Origin of the sequence: Streptosporangium sp. NPDC023963 (assembly GCF_040639135.1) — a bacterium.
Taxonomy (GTDB): domain Bacteria; phylum Actinomycetota; class Actinomycetes; order Streptosporangiales; family Streptosporangiaceae; genus Streptosporangium.
This window is the reverse complement of the sequence record NZ_JBEZZK010000006.1, coordinates 141,144-164,205: the sequence shown is the minus strand read 5'-3', so window position 1 is coordinate 164,205 and position 23,062 is coordinate 141,144. Positions and strand designations below refer to the sequence as shown.

Here is a 23,062-nt window from a genome sequence, read left to right as displayed (position 1 = left end):
GGAAGGCGCCGGCCAGGCGGTCCGGCGGGAGAGGAACGGGATGACCCCCCAGGAAATGATCGAGAAGGTTCTCGAACTCTCCACGGCCGACGACAACGTCGTGATCGTGGACGAGACCTCGAGCGCCAACCTGCGCTTCGCGGGCAACACCCTCACCACCAACGGCGTGTCCCGTTCCGCGCAGCTGACCGTGATCTCCATCGTGGGCCGCGGCGTGGGCGTGGTGTCGCGGGCGGCGGTCCGCCCCGACCAGCTCGACGACGTCGTGGCCGCCGCCGACCACGCCGCCGAGGACGCCCGGCCGTCCGAGGACGCCCGGCCGCTGCTGGAGGGCACCCGCGCCGACGACTGGGACGCCCCCGCGGAGACGACCTCGATCGGGGTGTTCGGCTCCTTCGCCCCCGCCCTGGGCGAGACCTTCGCCACGGCCGAGGCCGGCGGGCGCAGGCTGTACGGGTTCGCCGAGCACACCGTCACGACGACCTTCGTGGGCACCTCGACCGGCACCCGGCTGCGGCACACCCAGCCCACCGGCCGCCTGGAGCTGAACGCCAAGTCGCCCGACATGAGGCGCTCGGCGTGGACCGGCGTGTCCACCCGCGATTTCTCGGACGTCGACGTGGCGGCGCTGGACGTCTCGCTGGCCCGGCGCCTGGAGTGGGCGAGGAACCGCGTCGAGCTGCCCGCGGGCCGGTACGAGACGCTGCTGCCGCCGACGGCCGTGGCCGACCTGATGACGTACCTGTACTGGACGACCGGAGCGCGCGACGCCCTGGAGGGGCGCACGGTCTTCTCCAGGCCCGGTGGCGGCACCCGCGTCGGTGACGTCCTGTCCGAGCTGCCGGTCCGCCTGTACGGCGACCCCTCGGCGCCGGGCGTCGAGTGCACGCCGTTCGTGGTGGCGCACGCCTCCGGCCGGGAGAACTCGGTGTTCGACAACGGGCTGCCGCTGGAGCCCACCGACTGGATCTCCGGCGGCAGGCTGGCCAACCTGCTGCAGACCCGGCACTCGGCCGAGCTGACGGGCCTGCCGGTGACCCCGGCCGTCGACAACCTGATCATGCGGGGGCCCGAGGGCGGGCGGTCGCTGGAGGAGATGATCGCCTCGACCGAGCGCGGCCTGCTGCTCACCTGCCTGTGGTACATCCGCGAGGTCGACCCGCAGACGCTGCTGCTGACCGGGCTGACCCGCGACGGCGTCTACCTGGTGGAGAACGGCGAGGTCGTGGGCGAGGTGAACAACTTCCGCTTCAACGAGAGCCCGGTGGACCTGCTGCGCCGCCTCACCGAGATCGGCGCCTCCGAGCAGACCCTGCCGCGCGAGTGGAGCGACTACTTCAACCGCGCGATCATGCCCCCGATCCGGGTGCCCGACTTCAACATGTCGACGGTGAGCCAGGCCAGCTAGGCCCTCGCCCGGTACGGGCCGTTCAGCGCTGGACGAGCGGGATGGTGTGCACCGTCTCCCAGCGCTGCCCCGCCACCACGCGGGCGGTGGCGTCGGTGAGGTCGTAGACGACCGACCAGCGGGTGTGCGGCTGGGCCACCCGCCGGAGCAGGCCCATCGCGTCGCGCCAGTCCCGGGTGGCGGGCAGCCCCTCGGCGAGCGTGCGGTAGCGGTGGTCGGCCCGGCGCTGGGCGGCGGACGTGCCGGTCATGCCGAAGTTGGTGAGCATGCGGTCGTCGATGACGTTGAGCCTGCCTCCGGCGTACTCCACGACGGCCGACTTGCCCGCCGCGTCGGCGATGAGGTAGTGGATCTGCGGCCCGATCGTGAAATCGACGTCGTAGCGGCGCATGATCGCCAACGCCTCGTCCACGGTCGCCGCCTGGTCGAGCATCATCCGGATGACGCGCACGCTGGTGATGTCGGGGCGGTCGGGAGATCGGGCGGGCAGCCCGCCCTCGGGCGACGTGGCCATGCCGATCGCCAGGCCCTTCTCGTTGACCCCGTCGTAGGGGGCGAGCACCGCGTGGGCCATCCTGCGGCGGTCGGGCGCGGCGGACAGGTCCGGCGGGGTGGAGCCTCCGATCAGGTGGAACAGGTCGACGACGGAGACCGAGGCGTAGCCGTCGGGCGGGTCGGCGTGCACGATCAGCGCCGGGTTGGGGTCCCAGTCGAAGTTGCGGCCGAACAGCGGCCGGTCGCCGCCGAGGGCGAACAGGGAGCAGGCCCAGCCGTCTGCGCGCCCCGCCAGTTCCTCCTCCCCCAGGGGTGCCTCGACGTCGTACGACCCGTGGTAGGTCATCTCGTACAGCGGCAGGTCGTCGATCTTGCGGAGACTGCCTATCGTGCGCGCGACGTCGGCGGCGCTCTGGCGCAGCAGCGGTTCCTCCCGTGTTCCGGCTCGCGAGCCGGCGTCGGCGTCGGTGGCGGTGGCGGTGGCGGCGTCGGTGGGGATGGCCCGCGGCGCGGTGGCCGTGGGAGCGGTGGTGGGCGTGGTTCGCGAGACGGCCCCGGTGGCGGCCGACACGGGGGCGGACACGGCGGGCGCGCCGCCCGCCGGGGTGGCGCAGCCGGCCGGGAGGATCACCGCCGCGGCCAGCGCGGCCCGTGCCACCGCCCCCGCCGCCGCGCCGGGCGGCCTTCCCACCCTCGGACCCCGGGTCTCCTTCATCCCCGTAGTCTGCGTCACCGGACACCCGCCGTACAGGCTCAGTCGTCCTCCAGGCGGAATCCGATCTTCATGCCGACCTGGAAGTGGCCGATCTCCCCTTCCTCGATGTGCCCTCTGATCTCGGTCACCTCGAACCAGTCGAGATGGCGCAGGGTCCGGGAGGCGCGGCGGATCCCGTTGCGGACGGCGGCCTCGATACTCTCCCCCGAAGTGCCGACTATCTCGGTCACCCGATACGTTCGATCTGTCATCCCCTGCTTCTTCCCGGAAAGCCACGATTACATGACCGTTCGCACCCAGCCGATATGAGGCCTAGATTGGGAATCGTGAAGGGATGGCGCAGGCGCCCGGTGGTTCATCAGGTGACGGACGCCCAGCCCTCCCTGAGCGCCGACATCGGCAAGCGCGAGAAGAGCTACTTCATCAAGATGGGGATCCGGCTGATCTGCCTGGTCCTCGCCTTCACGGTGCCCGCTCCGATGCCCGTGCGGCTGTTACTCTTCGCCGGGGCGATCTTTTTGCCATACGTTGCCGTGATCGGGGCCAACGCGCCACCGCGCGGGGTTCCGCGTGCCCCTGACGTGGAAGATTCCGGACAAAGCGAGATTCCACGCCACCGACGCGAGATCGGGTCGTGACTAAGTCTTGACGCACCCCAAGGGTAGTAGGTGTACGCTTTAGCCAAGTGCCCTGGTCCCCCGTCGGGGCACTGTTGCCGGCGTTCCGGGCCCCCGTCGGAACGCCGATGAAGCGACGCCGGGTGGTTTGCCCCCGTAACCACCCGGCGTCGCCCTTTTCTCAGACTTTTACATTAAAGCGCCTCGGCTTCTGGCACTATTTGTCGCCCAGCGTCTCGGTCGTCGCCTGTTCCCAGTTGCGCGCCAGCGTGGTCAGCCTCTCCACGACGTCCGGCGGCGCCGTGCCCGCCCCCTGGGCCAGGCCGAGCAGGTAGGCCGTCAGCGGCGCGGCCGGCCTGGCCACCCCGTGCGCGACCTCCTTGGTCAGGTCCAGCACCTCGTCGCGGTCCATCACCGCGGGATCGATGCCCAGCTCCCGGCAGACCAGCGCGGTCCACTCCGTCAGCACGTTCACATCTCGCTCCTTGTCCGCGGTCGCGCCCGTCCCGCGCCGTCACCGCTCTCGCGGCCCTCGCCGGAACCCACGCCTCCGCCGTCGGAGCCCGGCTCCACCGTCCGGGCCCGCTGTAGATCGTCCATGGTGTCGCAATCGAACCACGGCTGCCCGGCGAGATGAAGCGTGACCGGGGCGAGCGGGGAGAGCAGCCCGTGCAGCGACCGCCCCTCGTAGCGGGCGAGCGCCCGCGCCAGGCTCCGTGCGTGCCACACACCGGCGAGCCACTGCTCGCGCCCGCCGTCGTCGAGGAGCACCGCCCCCGCCCGGGACCCGCCGGCCTGCGCGGCGCGCGTCCCGGCCCCGCCCGGAGAGGGCCCCGTTCCCGCGTACGGCGCCGTGTCCTGCCCGTCCACCGCCCCGGCGGCGTCCAGCAGCGCGTTCACGTGTGCGGCGGTCAGGAACGGGAGATCGGCGGCGAGCAGCGCCACCCACGGCGCGGTCACCTCGGCCAGACCCGCCCGCAGCGCCGGGACGGGGCCGCCTCCCGGCGGGTCCTCACGCCGGAAGATCGCACGCAGCAGCCCGGGGCGGGGCGGCCCGACGACGATCAGCCGTGCCGCGCCGGGCACGGCGGCGGCCACCGACTCGACCAGCGGGCGGCCGGAGACGTGCAGGCCGGGCTTGTCCCGCCCGCCGAGCCTTCTCGCGAGACCGCCCGCCAGGATGCAGGCGTCGTGGCGGGCGGTCATCGGACACCTCCGGGTCTCCGGGCGGGGACGTCAGCCGCCGATGGCGGACATCGGGCGGGACGGCTGCAGGAAGGTCGGGTCGTCGATGCCGTGACCGGCCTTCTTGATCCGGACCGCGGATCGCCAGCGCTCGGCGATCTCGTCGTCATCGGCGCCCGCGCGCATCGCGGCCCTCAGATCGGACTCGTCGGTGGCGAACAGGCAGTTGCGGATCTGGCCGTCGGCGGTGAGCCGTACCCGGTCGCACGCGCCGCAGAACGGCCGGGTGACCGAGCCGATGACCCCCACCCTGGCCGGGCCGCCCTCGACGAGGAACAGCTCGGCCGGGGCACTGCCGCGCTCCGCCGAGTCGGCGTCGACCAGGTCGAAATCGGCCTTGAGCATGGCGAGGATCTCGTCAGCCGTGATCATGTTCTCCCGGCGCCAGCCGTGCTGGGCGTCCAGCGGCATCTGCTCGATGAACCGGAGCTCGTAGCCCCGCTCCAGGCAGTAGCGGAGCAGCGGCACGGCCTCGTGGTCGTTGATCCCGCGCATCAGCACCGTGTTGACCTTGACCGGGCGCAGTCCGGCGGCGTCGGCCGCCTCCAGCCCGGCGAGGACGTCGGCCAGGCGGTCGCGGTGGGCGAGCTTCTTGAAGGTCTCGCGATCGAGGGTGTCGAGGGAGACGTTGACCCGGTGCAGACCGGCGGCGGCCAGGGCGTCCGCCATCCGGCTCAGCCCGATCCCGTTGGTGGTCAGCGAGACCTGCGGGACGGGGTCGAGCGCGGTGGTGCGGGTCACGATGTCGATGAGCTCGCGGCGGAGCAGGGGCTCGCCGCCGGTGTAGCGGACCTCGGTGATGCCGAGCCGCTCCACCCCGATGGTCACCAGCCGGACGATCTCGTCGGCGGTCAGCAGCTCGGGCTTCGGCAACCATTCGAGGCCCTCGGGCGGCATGCAGTAGGAGCAGCGCAGGTTGCAGCGATCGGTGAGGGACACCCGCAGATCAGTCGCCACGCGACCGAACGAGTCCTGCAGCACGGAACGCCACCTCCCAGTCGATCACCTGTCGGGACAGGGGGCCAGCCTACGGCCAGCCCCCCGCCCGGCCCTAAAGCAGGCCCCTAACGTTTCAACATCACCATGAGATGGTTGATTCCTGGTGAGATGACCTCGTACGTCCCGGCCTGATCGACCCGTCCCTTGGCACAGGTCGGTTGCCGCAGATGGGCGACGGTCTCGACCAGGTCGGCCCGCGTCGCCACGACCGGCCGGATGTCCTCGTACCCGCGGCACGCCGGGCGGTCACGACCTACGGCGCCCGATAAAATGGGTGGGATCTCATGTGGAACGTGGGCAAACTGGATCTCGCAACCAAGGAGATCATGATGCCGAACCAGCCCGCACCGAACCTGGTGTCGTGGGCCAGCGAGATCGACGAGAGTACGATCATGCAGGCCGCGCGCGCCGCCCGCCTGCCGTTCGTCTCCGGACACGTCGCCCTCATGCCCGACGCGCACATCGGCATCGGCGCGACGGTCGGATCGGTGATCCCGACCGAAGGGGCGATCATCCCGGCCGCCGTCGGCGTCGACATCGGCTGCGGCATGGTCGCGACCGAGACCACGCTCACCGCCGCCGACCTCCCGGACACCCTCGAGGCCCTGATGCCGCTGGTGGAGAGGCGGATTCCGGCCGGCGTCGGCAAGGGCCACGACGACCCGTCCACGGACCGCGCGCTCGGCGACCTCGGCCGCCCGCACACCGACCTGACCCCTCACCAGGAGAAGAAGGTGTCGTTGCAGTTCGGCACCCTCGGATCCGGCAACCACTTCGTCGAGGTCTGCCTCGACGAGCGTGACCGGGTCTGGACGGTGCTGCACTCGGGCTCGCGCGGCATCGGCAACCTGCTCGCCACCAAGCACATCGTCGACGCCAAGAAGATGATGAAGAAGCAGGCGATCGGCCTGGAGGACCCGGACCTGGCCTACCTGGTGCAGAACACTCCGGAGTTCACCGCCTACATCGAGGACATGCTGTGGTCGCAGGCCTATGCCATGGCCTCGCGCGCCCGGATGGACAAGGTACTGAGCAACGCCCTGTTCCAGGTCGTCGGCAAGGGGCAGCGGCTCCGGACGATCAACTGCCACCACAACTTCACCCAGCAGGAGACGCACGACGGCAAGGACCTGTGGATCACCCGCAAGGGGGCCATCAAGGCCGACACGGGCGACGAGGGCGTGATCCCGGGCTCGATGGGCACGCGCTCGTACATCGTGCGCGGGCTCGGCAACCCGATGTCGTACAACTCCTGCTCCCACGGAGCCGGCCGCAGGATGTCGCGCACCCGGGCGAAGCGGGAGCTGACCGCCACGTCCCTCACCGAGGCGATGCGCGGCCGCACCTGGAACGCGGACCGCGCCGCCGCCCTGGTGGACGAGCACCCGCAGGCCTACAAGCCGATCGACCAGGTGATGGCGGACCAGAAGGACCTGGTCGCGGTCCAGCACACGCTGCGCCAGGTGTTCAACTACAAGGGCTGAGCCCGCGCCCCGGCGGCGCCTCGGCGTCCAGGCCTGCCCGGGGCCGTCGACGGCCCCGGGCAGGCCTGGGCAGGCGTTACGGGGACAACGGGAGACGGACGACGAAGCGCGCGCCCTGGGCGCTGTCCCGGATGGTGAGCGTGCCGCCGTGGCTCTCGGCGATCTGCCGGGCGATGGGGAGACCGAGTCCGGCACCTCCCGCGATTCCGCTCCGGGCGGTGTCCAGCCGGGTGAACCGCTGGAACACCGTCTCTCGCTGGTCGGCGGCGACTCCCGCGCCGTCGTCGAGCACCTCCAGTTCCGCGGCGTCCCCCGGGAATCGTGGGCCGCCGTCCGCGCGCCGTACGGTGATCGTGACCGTGGAGGAGGCATGCCGCTGGGCATTCCAGATCAGATTGCTGATCAACTGGCCCAGCCGCGACCGGTCACCGCTGACCGTCACGCCCGTCGCCAGGTGCTGGACGATCTCCCCGCTCATCTTGTGGCTCTTCAGCTCCGTGGTGACGAGTTCGGCAAGATCCACGGTTTGCCGCTCACCTGGTATGCCCGCGTTCAGGCGGGTGAGCGTCAGCAGGTCGGCGGCGATCGACTGGAGCCGTTCCACGCTCGGGAGTACGGCGTTGCACAGCTCGGCCGGATCGACGTCCTGCGGCGCCAGAAGGGCGACCTCCATCTGGACGCGGATGGCGGTGATCGGGCTGCGCAGCTCGTGGGAGGCGTCGGAACAGAACCGGCGCTGCTGCTCCAGCACGTCCTCCAGCCGGTCAAGTATCTGGTTGACGCTGCAGGCCAGCCGGTGGATCTCGTCCCTGGCCACGGGGATCGGAACCCGGCGGCCGAGATCGGTGCTCTGGATGTGGTCAAGCTGGGCCCGGATGGCGTCCACGGGTTTCAGCGAGCGGGTGACGGTGTGCCGCGCCCCGCAGGCCACCGCGATCGTGAAGACGACCGTTCCCGCGACCAGCAGGGCCGCCACCCCCGGATAGACGGCGAACGGCGGCATCGGCGCGGCACTGTAAACGGTCCAGTCGCCGTCGCGGAACACCTGCTGCGCGACGACGATGTGGCAACGGCCTGACGCGAAGACGGAGTGGCAGATGACCGCGCTGGCCACCCGGTGAGGGGACTTCGGGGTGAAATGCGCCATGGCCGGTTGGTTCCGCAGGTCTCTGGTCGCCGCGACCACCCTTCCTTGAGGATCGACCACCTGGACGGGGCGGATCAGGTTCTGCGGGATGGGCGGAAGTGGATCGACGAGTTTTCCGCGATCGACGTAGTAGGCGGTCACCTCCCCGACAGCGGTCACCTCCTTGGTGAGTTCGCCGGTGGCCGTCCTGTTGATGACGAACAACAGGACGGTGGAGAACACGATGCAGAGCGAACCCACCACCACGCCGGTGAACAGCGCCAGGCGGCCTCTGATCGTGCGGCGTTCAAGCCTCATGACGACCCCCGTTCACGGGGCGGGACCCGGGGCAGCCGAAGGACGAAACACGCACCGCCGGTGGTGCTCTCCTCGACGTCCAGGGTTCCGTGATGCGCGTGGGCGATGTCACGGGCGATGGCGAGGCCGAGGCCGGTGCCGTTGCGGTCGAGCCGGCGGGCGTCGTCCAGCCGGGTGAGACGGTGGAACACGCGCTCCCTGTCGCCGGGCGCGATTCCCGGCCCGTCGTCGCTGACCGCGAGCTCGACCACGGCGTGGGTGGCGTGCACATCGACGCAGACCTGGTGCGCGCAGTGCCTCTGGGCGTTGTCCAGCAGGTTGGCGAGCAGCCGGCCGAGCTGGGTGGGCACCGCGCTGACGATGCCGCCGGGCTCGAGGTGCAACTGCACCGGACGCCGATCCGACCGTTGGGAGACCTCGGTCCGGACGAGTGCCGCGAGATCCAGCTGCTGCGGTTCGGCGGCCTCACCCGTCCCCATGCGGGCCAGGAACAGCAGGTCGTCGGTGATCGTCTGGAGCCGCTCAACCTGGCCCAACATCGTCTCGACCAGGTCAGGCAGCCGAACCCCGCCGAGATCCTGTTGCGCCTCCTCCAGCTGCGCGCGCAGTCCGGCTATGGGAGTACGCAGCTCGTGGGAGACGTCCGAGGCGAACCGCCGATGGGAGACCTCCAGCGACTGCAGCTCTTCCTTGCCCTCGTCCAGGCGCTGCAGCGCGTTGTTGATCGTCCGGCACAGACGGGCCACCTCTCGCGCGTTGGCCGGTTCGGAGATGCGAGTGTGCAGGTCGCCGAAGCCGATCACTGCGAGTTCGGAGCGCGCCACGTCCACAGGGCGCAACACCCAGCCGGTCACCTTCCAGGTGGCACACGTGGCCAAGGAGATCAGCGCGAGCGCCTCGATCACCAGGATCAGATGGCGGGAGTCCGACGACAGGAAACCCGCGGCCCGCGACCCGGCGGCGTATACCGGCGAGGCGGCCGAGCCGCTGGATCCGGACGCCGGCAACCGCGGCTCGCAGGTCCGCGTGCGCTGCTCGCGGTGGCACGGAGACCGCCGGATCGCCCGGCCGGGGAGCGATCCCACGTCGATGGCCGGTGAGCTGGCCGGTGAGGCGGCCAGACGGTGGCCCCGTGCCACGGTCCGGGTCCGGCCGAGGTCGGCGTCACGCGACCGCGACCGGCCGGGTGCCGTTCCGGGGTGGATCCCATCGGCAACGGGCACGGCCCGCCGAGGGGCTTCCTGCCACCGGGCGGTGCGTGCGTGGTCCATCGAGTACATCCCCGCCCCCGCGACGAGGAGGGTGAGGAGGGTGAGGACGGCCACGGCGGCGGTCAGCAGGGTGATCTGTCCCCGGACCGATCCCGGCCTGCATCGGACGGCCCGCATCGGCGACCTCGTCAGGGCCGGCTTCCACCTCCGGCCCGTACGCGTCAGGCGCAGGCGGCGCCCGCGGATACTCGTGCGACCGGCCGAACCGGACGACCGCTCCTGAACAGGGTCGCCACCCACCTGCGGGGAACGGGTGCGGGGCCGGTCGGCGGGGTCGACCGCCGAGGACACACGCGGCGAACGGCAGGGCTTCGGCAGACGGTGAGGCGGATCCTTCGCCCCGTGACGCCAACGGTCGTCATCACCGGTCTCCCCGCGCGTGGGCTTCCCGAAGAGCGACGTCTCCAGGGACGGGAGATCGGCCCGCCGCTCCCATGATCTGTCGATCAGCAGACGCACGAGGCCCATGGCGATCACCATCCACGTGAGCAGGGTGATCAGGGGCCACACGAGTATCATCCAGTTGTCGTACGGGTCCGCCATTGCCATCCTTTTAGGAAACGGATTCAAGGGGGATGCCAGGGTTCCGAGGGGGTCGAAAGCCACTGCCGGCGGGTCGCCAACACCGCCACTCCCTCACGCGCCTCAGTCCAGGGGTCCTTTCGCGCCACTTCACCCGGGGATGGATGAACGGTACGAGCTTGGCCTGTGGCCAAAGGCCGCCGTATCGCACATTTACGCATGTTTGTACCTCTGCGCTCCGCGCGTGCGACCACCGGCTTGAGGCTCGGCTGGGGTGGACTTGGTCCCGGTTTTACGGACACCTGAGATCGGGTGTTCACCTCCGCGGCCATGTCGCACGACCAGAAAGCGCGGGAAGGATGAAGCCAGGCGAAGACCTGGCGCGCCTGAGCGGGCAGCGGCTTTCTTCGTGAAAGTGACATCACGGAGCCCGGGGAACGGCCGGGGAGCCCCGGGAACATCGCGGGCCTCCCCCCATCCGGCCCCGTACTTGACATGGCTGACATCTGGGCGGTTCATGGGTCTATGGGTCATTCATCCCGTCATGACCATGAAAATGGTAATGAGCCCGATCTCTGTCGGTCATCGTGGCCTGGTTGGCGCGGCCGCGCGCGGGAGTGGCAGCTTGTCGTCGGACTGCTGCAGGCGGCCAAGATCGGCCGGGGCGGGACCATACTGATCGAGGGCCGGTCGGGCGTCGGCAAGAGTCGCATGCTCGACATGGCCGTCGCCGCCGCGGCGAGGGCGGGGTTAAAGATCGCCCAGGGCGCGGCGGACGAACTGACCCAGCTGATACCGCTGGCCCCGCTGACATCGGCGCTCAGAAAATCGGGCTGCGTACTTCCCCCGGGCGATCACATGACCGTCTCCAGTCCGACCGATCAGCGGTTGCTGTTGGTGGAGCGACTGCAGGAATCGCTGGAGCGGCGGGTGGCTCGGGGACCGATGCTCCTCACCTTGGACGACGTGCACTGGGCCGACCCGATAACCCTGCTGGCGCTGCGGTCGATGACCAGAGATCTCGCCTCCTACCCGCTCGTCTGGATGCTGAGCCGTACGAGCGGCAGCGGCGACGTTCCCCGCCTCGACCGTCTGTTCGACGTGCTGGAACATGAGGGTGCGCACCGGATCACGTTGGAGGCGCTGGACAGGCGAGCGGTGGAGGACGTCATCACCGACGTCCTCGGGGCAGCGCCGGAGCCGGACATACTGGCCCTGGCAGGCATCGTGGACGGCAACCCCTTCCTGCTCGTCGATCGTCTGGAGAAACTCAAAGGCGAGGGTGCCTTCCAGATCACCGACGGTCACGCGCGGATGGTCACGGCACGGCTGCCGTGTGCTCAGGCGGTCACGCAGGAACGCCTGGAAGAGTTGTCCGCACGGACCAGGCATACGCTTCAGTGCGCCGGAATCCTGGGCCGTTCGTTCTTGGTGAGGGATCTGACCGAGATGCTCGGCAAATCGACCGGTGCTCTGTTGCCGGTGCTGGAGGAGGCGATATCGGCCGGCATCGTCGAACCCGCCGGGGACGAGCTCACCTTCCGGCACGATCTGCTGTGGCAGGCGGTGGTCGAAACCATCCCCTCCCCCGTACGCCGGGCCCTGCACCACGACGCAGCAGAAATGCTGCTCAACCGAGGCGGGTCGGCCGTTCCCGCCGCCGCGCACCTCATTCACAGCGCCGGCCGCGGCGATACGTCCGCACTCCTTGGACTGGACCAGGCGGCGCGGGAGGTGCTGCGGTCCTCACCTCAGACCGCCGCCGACCTCGCCCTGCGGGCGCTGGAACTCAGCGACTCCACCGACCCCGACTGGTTCGGTCGCGCCACCACCGCGGTCGACGCCCTGACGGTCATCGGACGGCTGTCCGAGGCGGCCGATCTTGCCCGTGCCGCACTGGGCAGGGCCCCGGCCTGCCACGCACCTCGCCTGCGATGCGCGCTGGCGCACATCCTGCTGCTGAGCGGCCGACCGGCGGATGCGGTATCCGAGGCCGAAAACCTGCTCGCCCAGAAAGACCTGCCCGAGGACCTTCGCGGCATCGCCGAATGGACGATGTTCTGGGGGCTTACCTGGCTGAACGACTTCCAGAAAGGACGGCAACAGGCGGAAGCCGTTCTGGCCGATCGCGAGCGGCACACCGATGCCGCCGTGGTCGGAGCTCTCCTGCTGCTCGCCCGGTTCGCGATGGCCGATGGGCGGATCGCCGACTCGTTCGCGCGTCTTTGCGAAGCCCTGCACATCACCGACAGCGGCACCGCCGAAGCCATCCAGCGCCCGTACACGCGCCTGATACTGAGCCTCCACTACAGGGCGGTGCGTCAGTTCGATGCGGCCGACATCGCCATTCAGGCCGCAGAGGAGGAAATCAACGACCTCGGGCTGACCGTGCTCGCCGCACAACCCGCACTGTTTCGCTCCGTTCTGAATCTGGGCGTCGGCCGACTTGACGACGCCGCCGCCGAGGCCCAGGCCGGGAAAACGATCGCCGAGGAGCTGGGCACACGCGGGTTCATCCGCGTCGGGCTGTCCATACTCGCCGTCCTTGCCCTGCGGCGGGGTGACATCGACGCCGCGGTCGAGCACATCGAACGCTTCCAGTCCATCCACGCCGCGCCCGAGATGTTGTTCGGATCGGTGTGGGAAAGGTGGGGGATGGCGGCGGTGGCCGAGGCCCAAGGTGATCCCGGACGGGCGATCGACATCCTCCACACGATCTACACCAACGAGGAGGAGCGGCGCTGGGCACTCCTCACGACGCCTCTCACGGCCGCCTGGATGACCCGGCTGGCGCTGGCCGCGGCGAACCGTCCGTACGCGCAGGCCATCGTCGACACGGCCGAGTACCTGGCCCGGAACAACCCGGACTTCCCCGTCTTCACCGTCACGTTCGCCCACGCCCGCGGCATTTTCCATCAGGACCCCGCTGCGCTGACCGCCGCCGCCGATCAGCCCGAACCGTGGGCCTGTGCTTCGGCCGCCGAAGACCTCGGCCTCCTGTGGGCCGGTGCTTCCGGCGCCGATGCCCTCGCGAAGGCCGTCGACAGCCTGGACGAGGCGCTCGACGGTTATGAGCGCATCGGTGCGCTCCGGGACGCGGCCCGCGTGCGGGCCCGGCTGCGGGCACTGGGTGTACGGCGCCGCCACTGGTCTCAGTCCCGGCGGCCGGCTTTCGGATGGGACAGCCTCACCGACACGGAACGCGCGGTGGCCGACCTGATCGCCCGAGGGATGACCAACCGCCAGGCCGCCGAGCGGATGTTCCTCTCCCCCCACACGGTGTCCACCCACCTTCGCCGGATATTCGGCAAGCTCGACATCGCGTCCCGTGCCGAGCTGGCCCGCATCGTCGCCGAGGAACGCCCCGACCTCCGCAAGGGCGCTTAGGCCCGATGGCTGGAATCACGATGCCGAAAGGCCGGTTCAAGCGGCCGGCGCGAACCCGCCGCCCGAAGCGATGTCGTGGTGGCAGGAGATCGGCTGCTCGGAGGTGACGCCCGCCAGGTGCCGCCTGAGCACGTCGCGGACGCCGGTGGACGCCGGTGGACGTCACAGGCGGTAGTCCCAGTCGAGCAGGCCCTCGCGCAGGTCGCCGGCGAGGCCGCGGACGTAGTCGAGTTCGGCCTGGAGCACGGCCCGCTGGTACTCGGACTCCACCAGGAAGACGCGGGGCAGGAACCTCCCGCCCTCGGTCAGGTCGGTGTCCAGCTCCGACAGCCGCGCCTCCAGCGAGGCCAGGCGCTCCTCCAGCGCGGCACGGACCTCGTCGGGCGGCAGCACGGGCATGAAGGCGAGCGCGGCGGGAAACTCGGGGAACTCGCGGGCCCGCGCGGAGAGCATCGTCCGCATCCACTGCCGCAGCGTGTCGCGGCCCGCGTCGGTGGGCTCGTAGACGGTCCGCTCCGGCCGGTTCTCCTCGCGCGAGGTCTCGCGGACCGCGATGAGCCCGTCGCGCAGCAGCCGGTCGATGGTCTGGTACACGCTGTTGCGCTGCGCGACGTTGACCACGTCGTCCTTGTGCCGCTCCCTGATCAGCCGCTGCATCCCGTACGCGTGCATCGGCGCCTCGGCGACCAGCGAGAGCAACGCCATGGCCAGGGGAGACCGCCTCGTCGACATGGCGAACATCGTAGGGCTCGCCACTTGATAGTCATTTTATATATAGTCATTTTATGACCAAAAAAGCACTGATCATCGGTGGAGGCATCGCCGGCCCGGTGACGGCCATGGCCCTGCGGCGCGCGGGCGTGGACTGCGAGATCTTCGAGGCGTACGACCGCGGGTCGGAGGGCGTGGGCGTCTTCCTCACGCTCGCGGTCAACGGGATCGAGGCACTGCGCCTCCTCGACCTGCACGATCTCGTGCGCGACCTGGGCATGGACTCCTCGCGAATGCTGATGCTCAACGGCCGGGGCAGGCCGCTCGCCTCCATCCGGCAGCCCAGCCGGACGCTGAAGCGCGCCGACCTCTACCTGGCGCTGCGCGACGAGGCCGTGCGGCGCGGGGTGCGGATCCACTACGGCAGGCGCCTCACCGACGCCTCGACCACCGCGGACGGGGTACGCGCGGTCTTCGCCGACGGCGGCACGGCCGAGGGCGACCTGCTGGTCGGCGCCGACGGGCTCCGCTCGCGCACACGCACGATCATCGACCCCGGCGCGCCGCGCGCCCGGCACGTCGGGCTGCTGAACACGGGCGGTTTCGCGGACGGCGTGGAGGTGCCGGGCGAGCCGGGGACGTACCACTTCATCTTCGGCAAGCGGGCCTTCTTCGGCTACCTGGTCCATCCGGACGGGCAGGTGTGGTGGTTCGCCAACCCGCCGAGCCCGCAGGAGCCGACCCCGGAGGAGCTCGCGGCGGTCACCTCGGAGGAATGGCGCGCCACGCTGATGGAGCTGTTCAGGGACGACACCGGGCCGATGCTCGACATCATCCGCGCGACCGGCAGCATTCCCGCCGGATGGAACACCTACGACTTCCCGACCGTGCCGAAGTGGTTCAACGAGCGCATGGTGATCCTGGGCGACGCCGCGCACGCGACCTCGCCCTCGTCGGGCCAGGGAGCGTCCATGGCGATCGAGGACGCGGTGGTGCTGGCCAAGTGCCTGCGTGACGTCCCAGGCACCCTCGACGCGTTCGCCGCCTTCGAGAGACTGCGGCGGGGCCGGGTGGAGCGCATCGTGGCGCACGGCAGACGCAGCGGGAGCGGCAAGGCTCCCGGAGCCGTCGGCGCCTTCCTGCGCGACCTCACGCTCCCCGCCGTCATGCGGCAGGTGGACAAAAGAAACGCGCTGGCCTGGATACACGACCACCGGATCTCCTGGGACGACCCGGTGCCCGCGGCGTCCGCGACGTCTCGCTGAGACACGACCGGCCGGTCAGGGGGCGGTGATGGCGGTGCCGCGGGCGAGGAGCAGGACGACGTCGACCGCGGCGACGGCGATCGCCATGACGAAGGGGACGCGCGACGAGCCCCGGCCCAGTGCCAGCCCTCCGGCGGTGAAGGCCCCCGCCACCGCCAGGGCGGCCCAGCTTCCCGCGCCCGGCGGCTCCGGGGGACCGAGGACGAGCAGGATCGTCGCGGCCAGCAGGGGCAGCGGGATCAGGAGGCGGACACGGGCGGTGCCGAGCCGCTGCGGCCAGCCGCGGACCCCGCCCGCGAGGTCCGCGGGGATGTCGGGAAGCACGTTGGCCAGGTGCGCCCCGCAGCCGAGCAGCGCCGCGGCCGTCACCGCCCACCAGGCGGGCCACGGGTGTCCCGGCAGGCCCAGGGTCACGAACCCCGGCAGCGAGCCGAACCCCACCGCGTACGGCAGCCAGGACAGCGCGGTCGCCTTGAGCCCGAGGTCGTAGGCCCACGCCGCGGCGACGCCGGCCAGGTGGACGGCCCCGGCGGCGGGGCCGGAGGCCAGCGAGAGCGGCACGCACAGCGCCAGGGCCGCGAGCGCGGCGACCCACACCGTGCGGACGCCCACCGCTCCGGAGGCTGCGGGCTTGCCGGCGCGGCCCGCGGCGGCGTCCCGCGCGGCGTCCACCGCGTCGTTGCACCAGCCGATCGAGAGCTGTCCGGCCAGCACGGCCGCGGCCACCAGGGCGCACCCGGCCGCGTCGCGCCCGCTCGCGACGGCCAGCGCGGTCACCAGGACGGTGACCGCCACGGTCGGTCCCGGGTGACAGGCCAGCAGTAATCCCCGTACGGCCCCGAGCGACGGCCCGGGGCCCAGGCGCGATGGCCGACTCCTCGTCACGGGTCGATCGTAGGCGGGAACCTCACGGAGCGCGGGCACCCTCTCGGGCCGGAACCCCGCGGAAGGCGGGCACGGAGGGCTTCGTGACGCATGCCACACGCACAGGTGGGCAAAAGGGAGTTGTCCGCTGTTCGCGAGCCGGGAGTTACCAGATGACGCGAATCGTCGCTGTCCGCGGCGCACTCCCGCCGAACCGCCACTCCCAGGCAGAGATCACCGACGCGTTCGCGCGAGCGTGCCTCCCCGAGGGTGCCAGCCGCCTGTTGCTCGACAGGCTGCACGCCTCCGCGCGGGTGGAGTCACGGCATCTGACGCTGCCGCTCGAACGGTACGCCAAGCTGGACGGCTTCGGCGCGGCCAACGACGCCTTCGTGGAGACGGCCGTGGAGCTGGGCGCCGAGGCGGTGGGCGGGGCGCTGCGGGACGCGGGAGTCCTCCCCGAGGACGTGGACATGATCCTCTTCACCTCGGTGACCGGTGTCGCGGCGCCCTCGGTGGACGCCAGGCTGGCCGGGCGGCTCGGGCTGCGCCCGGACGTCAAGCGGATACCGGTCTTCGGCCTGGGCTGTGTCGCGGGGGCGGCCGGGATCGCCCGCCTCCACGACTATCTGCGCGGCTGGCCGGACCATCTCGCGGTGCTGCTCTCGGTCGAGCTGTGCTCCCTCACCCTGCAGCGCGGTGACGCCTCCGTCGCCAACATGGTCGCGAGCGCCCTGTTCGGCGACGGGGCGACGGCGGTGGTGGCCTGCGGCGACGAGTGGCGGCCGCGGCGTACCGGATCCTCCGCGGCCTCCCGTGCCGCCGGGGCGAACGGCGCGTCCGCGACCACGCGGCCCGCGGGACCCGCGGGGTCCTCCCCGCCGAACAGCGCGCCCGCCGCGCACCACCGGTTCCCCCTCTCCGGAGCCTCCGCGTCCTCTTCGTCCCCGGCGCCCTCCGGGTTCGCGAGGTCCTCCCCCGCGACCGGCGCGCCCGTGACGCACCGGCCGCCCTCCGAACCGGCGGGGAGGTACGAGCTCCCGGAGCCGCAGGTCACGATGACGGGGCCGGTGGTGGTGGCCTCGCGCAGCCACCTGTATCCGGAGTCCGAGCACGTGATGGGCTGGCACGTCGGCGACACCGGCTTCCGCGTGGTGCTCGACGCGAGCGTCCCCGAGGTGGTGCGCACCTATCTGGCGGACGACGTGCACGGCTTCCTCGGCGACCACGGCCTGAGGGTCGAGGACGTGACGGCGTGGGTCTGCCACCCGGGCGGCCCGAAGGTCCTGGAGGCGGTGGCGGAGACGCTGCGGCTTCCCGAGGGCGCGCTGGACCTCACCTGGCGCTCGCTCGCCGCGATCGGGAACCTGTCCTCGTCCTCCGTCCTGCACGTCCTGCGGGATACGCTCACCCTGCGGCCACCACCGCCGGGCACGCCGGGACTCCTCCTCGCGATGGGGCCGGGCTTCTGCTCCGAACTCGTACTGCTGCGCTGGTAGGAGCCCGATGTCCTGGCATCTGTCGTCCTGGTACCTGCTGCTCGTGCTGCTCGTCGGGCTGGAGCGCGTCGCCGAGCTGGTCGTCGCGCGCCGCAACGCGCGCTGGAGCATGGCGCGCGGCGGGGTGCTGTCCGGGCAGGGCCACTACCCGTGGATGGTCGCCCTGCACACCGGCCTGCTCGCCGGATGCCTGTTCGAGGCGGGCGTGGCCGACCGGCCCTTCGTGCCCGCGCTCGGCTGGCCGATGCTCGTCCTGGTGGTCGCCGCGCAGGGTCTGCGCTGGTGGTGCATCACCGCGCTGGGCCCGCAGTGGAACACCCAGGTCATCGTCGTGCCCGGCCTGCCGCTGGTGGAGCGCGGCCCCTACCGGCTGCGGTGGCTGCGCCACCCCAACTACGTCGCGGTGGCCGTCGAGGGGGCGGCCCTGCCTCTGGTGCACACCGCGTGGGTCACCGCGCTGGTGTTCACCGTGCTCAACGCCGCGCTGATGGTGGTGCGGATCCGCTGCGAGGAGGACGCCCTGGCCTCGCTCGCCACGACGACCTCGCTCGCCACGACGCCGCCCGCCACCGAGGCGGCGGGAGCCGCGCCGCCGGAGGACGTGCCCCTCTCCACCGCGCCACCCTCCACCGCGCCGCCGGAGGACGTGCCGCCCGCCGACGTGCCACCGTCCACCGGCAGGGCTCCGGCGTGATCGACGTCCTGATCGCGGGCGGGGGACCTGCGGGTCTGGCCACCGCCATCCACGCCGCGCTGGCCGGGATGGAGGCGGTCGTCGTCGAGCCCAGGGCCGTACCGGTGGACAAGGCGTGCGGCGAGGGGCTGATGCCCAGCGGCACCGCCGCCCTGGGGGCGCTGGGGGTGCGGGTCGAGGGCAGGCCGCTGCGCGGCATCCGCTACCTGGACCGCCGGTACGCGGTGGAGGCGGCGTTCCGCGACGGGTCGGGCCTGGGCGTGCGGCGGACCGCGCTGCACGCCGCGCTGGCCCGGCGGGCGCGGGAGCTGGGCGTGGAGGTCGTGCCCGGCAAGGTGGACGGCGTGCGGCAGGACGGCGGCGGGGTCGAGGCGGCGGGTCTGCGGGCCCGCTGGCTGGTGGCCGCGGACGGCCTGCACTCCCCGCTGCGCGCCCTGCTCGGGCTGGAGCTGCCGGGGCGCGGACCGCGCAGGTACGGGCTGCGGCGGCACTACCCGGTCGCGCCGTGGACGGACTTCGTCGAGGTCCACTGGGCGGCGGACGGCGAGGCGTACGTGACGCCGGTGGGCGAGAACCTGGTGGGCGTCGCCGTGCTGAGCTCGCGGCGGCGTGGCTACCCGGAGCACCTGGCGGACTTCCCCGCGCTCCTGGAGCGGCTGGAGGGACCGGCGGCGACCCCGGTGCGCGGGGCGGGGCCGCTGCGCCAGCGGGTGCGCGCCCGGGTGGCCGGGCGGGTGCTGCTGGTCGGCGACGCGGCCGGCTATGTCGACGCGCTCACCGGGGAGGGGGTGTCGCTCGCGCTGACGTCCGCGCGGTTGCTGGTGGACTGCCTGAGAGCCGGTACCCCCGGGTCGTACGAGGCCGCCTGGCTGCGGCTGTCCCGGCGGCACCGGCTGCTCACCGGGGCGCTGGTGGGCACCCGGCGGTACCGGACGGCGGGGCGGCTGATCGTCCCGGCCGCCCGGCGGATGCCCTCCCTGTTCGGCGCGGCGGTGCACGCCCTGGCCTGACCCGGCACGCCCTGATCTGGCCCGACCCGGCGCACCCTGGCCTGGTCTGACCTGGCACCCCTTGGACTAGCCCGATCCGGCACGCCTTGATCTGGTCTGACCCGGCGCACCCTGGCCTGGTCCGATCGCGCCTGCCACCCGGCCTTCCGCCTCGGCCCGGCCGGCCGAGCGGCCCGGCGAGCCGTGGGACGCGCCTAGCGCGAGACCTTGTGGACGATGCCCAGCCTGGGGGCGTAGTGGTTCGTGCCCTGGAAGCGGATCCGCCACTCGCCGCCCGTGCGATCGCCCACGGTCCGGGCGAAACGTCCCCGGGAGTCGGTCGTGGCACCGGCCACCCTCGACCATCCGGCCTTCTCCCCGGGCCGGTGCAGGATCTCGACGGGCTGGCCGGGGAAGGGCGCGTAGTCGAGGTCTCCCTGCGGGTCGACCCGGTTCAGCACGCCCGTCACCCGCACACCCGAGTTCCCCCGGATCGCCTCCACCCCGCCGAACCTGGTCAGGCGCTTCAGCAGGAAGCCCGTGTGCCCGGTGACCTCGGCGCCGTCCGTGCCCCTGGCGGTCACCGAGACCGTCCAGGGTCCTGCCGGGTACCAGCGGCTCAGGCTCTTCTCCGGGGCGAACCGCCAGGTCACCCAGCCCTCCCCCGGCCTGGATACGATCTTCCCCGCCACCGTCCCGGCCGCGCCGGGAGCGAGGCGGGCGGCCACGACCGGGCCGGGTGCCGGTCCGGGCGCGAGGGCCGGCCCCCGTCCGGGCCCCGGCCGTCCGGGCCCCGGCCGGGCGGGCGCCCCGCGGCGGGGCGCCGTGACGGGGAAGGACGTGCCCGCCGAGGCGGGAGGCGCGCCGGGCTCGACCTTGATCCTCACCCCCTCGGGGCCGGTGACGCCCCGGGCCACCACCTCTATCACCATGCGTACGGAATCGGCGGGCCCGACCACGGGGGTCGCGGGGCGCAGGGTCACCGAGCGGATCGTCAAATCCTCGACAGCGGCGGCGGCCGGGGCTCCGGCCGGTGCCGGCAGGGTCACTGCCCCGGCCGCCAGGGATGCGAGAAGGACTCTCATCGTCATGATCAGGACGCTAGGAGGCCGCCGGTAACAAGCAGGTAGAGGACACACGCCCCGTTGGGCAAAGCGAGAGCCGCCCGCCGGTGTTGCGCGGACTTGATGTCAGTGGATGCGCGGGGTTGTCGTCAGGAGCCGGGGGTGGGGTCTGTTTGAGCGATCATCGTCGTGTCGGAGCGGGACGGTGGGCGGCGGTGCACGAAGATCGGTTGCGTAGTGTGGCGTCGCCTATGAAGATCCTCCGAGCCGGCGCGACATGTTCGCCAGCAGGATGACGGCATCGGCCGCGATTCCAGCTTCCTGTCTGGGCGAGGTAGGGCTGTGTTTCACCCGCTGGGCGAACTCGATGGCGGCGCGGGCCTCCGACTCCGTCAAAGCGATCTGCTCGCGTTGACGCTCTCGGCTCCCAATACGTTCAGAAGAGCCAGAATGTCCATACCCCCAGTGTGCACACCGGGTGGCGGCGGATCCTGGTACCGCCTGTGCCTGTATCCGGCCGGGAGGCCGGCCTGACACTGTCGTCATGACGAAGACCAGCGAAATCGCACCCATCGGCCTGCTCACCGGCAAGGTCGTGTTCATCACCGGCGCCAGCCGCGGCATCGGGGCGGCCGCGGCCCGGCTTTTCGCCTCCGAAGGTGCCGCCGTGGTGCTCGCGGCCCGCAGCACCGACGCCCTCCAGCGGATCGTCACCGAGGTCCGCGCCGGCGGCGGCGTCGCGGACGCCGTGACAGTGGACCTTGCCGACCGGGCGAGTATCCGCGCGGCGGTCGATCACATCGAGGAGCTGCACGGACGGCTCGACGGCGCGTTCAACAACGGCGCGGCGATCCAGCGGCCCGGGCCGCTGGACACGACGAGCGACGAGGACGTCGAGGAGCAGTTCGCGGTGAACTTCCGCGCGCACTGGACCGCGATGACGGCCGAGGCCGCGCTCATGCGCCGGGGCGGTGGCGGGGCGATCGTCAACACCTCGAGCATCGGCAGCCGCCGCGCGAACCCGGAGCTCCCCGCGTACGGCGCGATGAAGCGCGCCCTCAACAGCATCACCGAGACTGCCGCCGTGACCTGGGGGCGGCAGGGGATCCGCGTGAACGGCATCACCCCCGGCGGTACCGCGACGGAGATGATCGACACGTGGGAGGCGGCGTCCCCGGGTGTCGTCGAGCGCATCAACGCGGGCATCCCGCTCGGCCGGATGGCCGAGCCCCGTGAGGTCGCCGAGGTGGCCGCGTGGCTGCTCAGCGACCGGGCCTCGATGGTGACCGGCGCGATCGTGCCGGTGGACGGCGGCGCCGGCGCCTGAAAGGCAGAGCCAGGGCAAGCCGCCGTCGCAGCCCCGTCGATCATCGGGAGGGCCGGCGAAACCAGCATGCGGCGGCACGGGGACACGCGCTTGGTGAGGCCGCTCCCCTGCCGTGAGACCGGCATGCCGGTGGGGATCGCCGTCGCCGGCCGGATGCCCGCGAGCGCTCCCGTGTCGACGCCGCCGCGCCGGCCGGTTCGCGCCTGGTCGTAAGGCTCCTCCGGCCGGCGCGCGGGGCCGTCGGGGTGGCCGATCCGGACAGGGGGTCTCCGGCGACGGGCGTCCGGGGGTCTCAGGCCGTGAACCTCTCCCTCACCTCGGCGATCACCGTGCGACTGTTCAGCAGGAGCATCGACGCGAACACCGAGGCCAGCAGCACCGGCAGCGCCTCGGAGGCGACCAGCGTGAGACCTGCCGCCAGGACCAGCAGGCAGGCGTTGCCCAGCGAGGCCCGGGGGGAACGGGTGAGGAAGTACACGGCCAGGCGGGCGACGTCCCGCGCGCGGAACGCGAACAGGGAGGTGATCACCAGCACGTTGGCGATCCAGAGGGTCGCCGCCACGGCGATGAGGACCGACAGCGCGGCCCACCATCCCCGGGCTCCGGCGGTGGCGAGGTTCGACCCGATGACGGCCAGCCACAGCAGCCAAGGGATCCAGAGCTTGGCGACCCCGCGGAGGTTGGCCCGGTAGCCGCGCCAGAACGCCGCCCCGGGGTGGAGGTCGGTGAGATCCAGGCGTCGGTGGTGCAGCGCGTACAGCGCGGCCGAGAGCGCCGGGCCGGCCGGGATCAGGCAGAGCGCGGCCAGCGGGATGTTGGTGGCGTCACGGCCGAGCAGGACGAGCCCGATCAGGCCGGGCACGGTGGTGAGCAGGAACAGCAGCTCGACCACCAGCAGGGTGTAGACGAGCGCGGAGGCGCGGGCGAGGGGCCCTTCGCCGAACCGGTGCCCGGCCGTCGTGTCGGTCATCAGGGGAACTCCGCGTCGGTCGTGCCGTCGGACGGGTCGGTCGTGCCGTCGGACGGGTCGGTCGTGCCGTCGGACGGGTCGGTCGTGCCGTC

The 23,062-nt window shown here is 71.8% G+C and carries 20 protein-coding genes; 9 read left to right on the top strand and 11 right to left on the bottom strand.

The window, feature by feature from the left end; genetic code table 11:
* The first annotated feature begins 40 nt into the window (after nt 1–40).
* Nucleotides 41–1,408 (top strand): metallopeptidase TldD-related protein, encoded by a 1,368-nt coding sequence (locus AB0F88_RS20535; RefSeq protein ID WP_362686724.1) that lies wholly within the window; start codon nt 41–43, stop codon nt 1,406–1,408.
* 22 nt (nt 1,409–1,430) lie between these two features.
* Here the strand turns inward: AB0F88_RS20535 and AB0F88_RS20530 are convergent, their stop codons facing one another.
* Entirely contained in the window at nt 1,431–2,618 is a 1,188-nt protein-coding gene (locus AB0F88_RS20530; protein WP_362685980.1) for a linear amide C-N hydrolase, read from the bottom strand.
* 38 nt (nt 2,619–2,656) lie between these two features.
* Nucleotides 2,657–2,869, bottom strand: a complete 213-nt coding sequence (locus AB0F88_RS20525) for a dodecin (protein WP_362685977.1) — start codon at nt 2,867–2,869, stop codon at nt 2,657–2,659.
* A 75-nt stretch (nt 2,870–2,944) separates the two neighbouring features.
* Between AB0F88_RS20525 and AB0F88_RS20520 the strand changes: the two genes are divergently transcribed.
* Nucleotides 2,945–3,256 (top strand): DUF3099 domain-containing protein, encoded by a 312-nt coding sequence (locus AB0F88_RS20520; protein ID WP_362685974.1) that lies wholly within the window; start codon nt 2,945–2,947, stop codon nt 3,254–3,256.
* A gap of 196 nt (nt 3,257–3,452) precedes the next feature.
* On the opposite strand, the gene AB0F88_RS20515 is transcribed toward AB0F88_RS20520, so the two are convergent.
* The 3 genes from AB0F88_RS20515 to moaA are packed head-to-tail and all read right to left on the bottom strand — an operon-like array spanning nt 3,453 to nt 5,461.
* Nucleotides 3,453–3,710 carry a DUF6457 domain-containing protein gene (locus tag AB0F88_RS20515; RefSeq protein WP_362685971.1) on the bottom strand — a complete coding sequence of 86 codons (258 nt, stop codon included), beginning with the start codon at nt 3,708–3,710 and terminating at the stop codon, nt 3,453–3,455.
* Complete coding sequence (locus tag AB0F88_RS20510; RefSeq protein WP_362685968.1) at nt 3,707–4,441, bottom strand: NTP transferase domain-containing protein; 735 nt, start codon at nt 4,439–4,441, stop codon at nt 3,707–3,709. Before AB0F88_RS20510 ends, AB0F88_RS20515 begins: the two co-directional genes overlap by 4 nt.
* A gap of 30 nt (nt 4,442–4,471) precedes the next feature.
* Nucleotides 4,472–5,461 carry a GTP 3',8-cyclase MoaA gene (gene moaA, locus AB0F88_RS20505; RefSeq protein WP_362685965.1) on the bottom strand — a complete coding sequence of 330 codons (990 nt, stop codon included), beginning with the start codon at nt 5,459–5,461 and terminating at the stop codon, nt 4,472–4,474.
* Nucleotides 5,462–5,772: 311 nt separating this feature from the next.
* On the opposite strand from moaA, the gene AB0F88_RS20500 reads away from it, so the two are divergent.
* A complete protein-coding gene (locus AB0F88_RS20500) occupies nt 5,773–6,963 on the top strand; it encodes an RtcB family protein (RefSeq protein ID WP_362685962.1) in 1,191 nt (396 codons plus the stop codon).
* Between the two features lie 76 nt (nt 6,964–7,039).
* On the opposite strand, the gene AB0F88_RS20495 is transcribed toward AB0F88_RS20500, so the two are convergent.
* Together AB0F88_RS20495 and AB0F88_RS20490 are read right to left on the bottom strand one after the other, a co-directional pair.
* A complete protein-coding gene (locus AB0F88_RS20495; protein ID WP_362685959.1) occupies nt 7,040–8,407 on the bottom strand; it encodes an ATP-binding protein in 1,368 nt (455 codons plus the stop codon).
* Nucleotides 8,404–9,795: a HAMP domain-containing sensor histidine kinase gene (locus AB0F88_RS20490; RefSeq protein WP_362685956.1), complete on the bottom strand. Its 1,392-nt coding sequence runs from the start codon at nt 9,793–9,795 to the stop codon at nt 8,404–8,406. Before AB0F88_RS20490 ends, AB0F88_RS20495 begins: the two co-directional genes overlap by 4 nt.
* Nucleotides 9,796–10,695: 900 nt before the next feature.
* Between AB0F88_RS20490 and AB0F88_RS20485 the strand changes: the two genes are divergently transcribed.
* Nucleotides 10,696–13,587: an AAA family ATPase gene (locus AB0F88_RS20485; RefSeq protein WP_362685953.1), complete on the top strand. Its 2,892-nt coding sequence runs from the start codon at nt 10,696–10,698 to the stop codon at nt 13,585–13,587.
* A gap of 162 nt (nt 13,588–13,749) precedes the next feature.
* Here the strand turns inward: AB0F88_RS20485 and AB0F88_RS20480 are convergent, their stop codons facing one another.
* Nucleotides 13,750–14,319, bottom strand: a complete 570-nt coding sequence (locus AB0F88_RS20480; protein WP_362685950.1) for a PadR family transcriptional regulator — start codon at nt 14,317–14,319, stop codon at nt 13,750–13,752.
* A 53-nt stretch (nt 14,320–14,372) separates the two neighbouring features.
* On the opposite strand from AB0F88_RS20480, the gene AB0F88_RS20475 reads away from it, so the two are divergent.
* Entirely contained in the window at nt 14,373–15,563 is a 1,191-nt protein-coding gene (locus AB0F88_RS20475; RefSeq protein WP_362685947.1) for an NAD(P)/FAD-dependent oxidoreductase, read from the top strand.
* 15 nt (nt 15,564–15,578) lie between these two features.
* On the opposite strand, the gene AB0F88_RS20470 is transcribed toward AB0F88_RS20475, so the two are convergent.
* Nucleotides 15,579–16,448 (bottom strand): UbiA family prenyltransferase, encoded by an 870-nt coding sequence (locus tag AB0F88_RS20470; RefSeq protein ID WP_362685944.1) that lies wholly within the window; start codon nt 16,446–16,448, stop codon nt 15,579–15,581.
* Between the two features lie 152 nt (nt 16,449–16,600).
* Here AB0F88_RS20470 and AB0F88_RS20465 point away from each other — a divergent pair, with 152 nt between their 5' ends.
* Genes AB0F88_RS20465 through AB0F88_RS20455 form a run of 3 tightly spaced genes read left to right on the top strand, consistent with a single transcriptional unit; the run spans nt 16,601 to nt 19,630 of the window.
* Nucleotides 16,601–17,926 (top strand): 3-oxoacyl-[acyl-carrier-protein] synthase III C-terminal domain-containing protein, encoded by a 1,326-nt coding sequence (locus tag AB0F88_RS20465; RefSeq protein WP_362685941.1) that lies wholly within the window; start codon nt 16,601–16,603, stop codon nt 17,924–17,926.
* A 7-nt stretch (nt 17,927–17,933) separates the two neighbouring features.
* On the top strand, nt 17,934–18,620 hold the full coding sequence (locus AB0F88_RS20460) for an isoprenylcysteine carboxyl methyltransferase family protein (protein WP_362685938.1): 687 nt from the start codon (nt 17,934–17,936) through the stop codon (nt 18,618–18,620).
* Complete coding sequence (locus AB0F88_RS20455) at nt 18,617–19,630, top strand: NAD(P)/FAD-dependent oxidoreductase (RefSeq protein WP_362685935.1); 1,014 nt, start codon at nt 18,617–18,619, stop codon at nt 19,628–19,630. The genes AB0F88_RS20460 and AB0F88_RS20455 overlap by 4 nt, the downstream gene beginning before the upstream one ends.
* A 194-nt stretch (nt 19,631–19,824) precedes the next feature.
* On the opposite strand, the gene AB0F88_RS20450 is transcribed toward AB0F88_RS20455, so the two are convergent.
* Nucleotides 19,825–20,700 carry a hypothetical protein gene (locus AB0F88_RS20450; RefSeq protein ID WP_362685932.1) on the bottom strand — a complete coding sequence of 292 codons (876 nt, stop codon included), beginning with the start codon at nt 20,698–20,700 and terminating at the stop codon, nt 19,825–19,827.
* 517 nt (nt 20,701–21,217) lie between these two features.
* Here AB0F88_RS20450 and AB0F88_RS20445 point away from each other — a divergent pair.
* Nucleotides 21,218–22,000 carry an SDR family oxidoreductase gene (locus AB0F88_RS20445; protein WP_362685929.1) on the top strand — a complete coding sequence of 261 codons (783 nt, stop codon included), beginning with the start codon at nt 21,218–21,220 and terminating at the stop codon, nt 21,998–22,000.
* A 292-nt stretch (nt 22,001–22,292) separates the two neighbouring features.
* Here AB0F88_RS20445 and AB0F88_RS20440 read toward each other — a convergent pair whose 3' ends face one another.
* A complete protein-coding gene (locus AB0F88_RS20440; protein WP_362685926.1) occupies nt 22,293–22,970 on the bottom strand; it encodes a DUF624 domain-containing protein in 678 nt (225 codons plus the stop codon).
* Between the last annotated feature and the right edge of the window lie 92 nt (nt 22,971–23,062).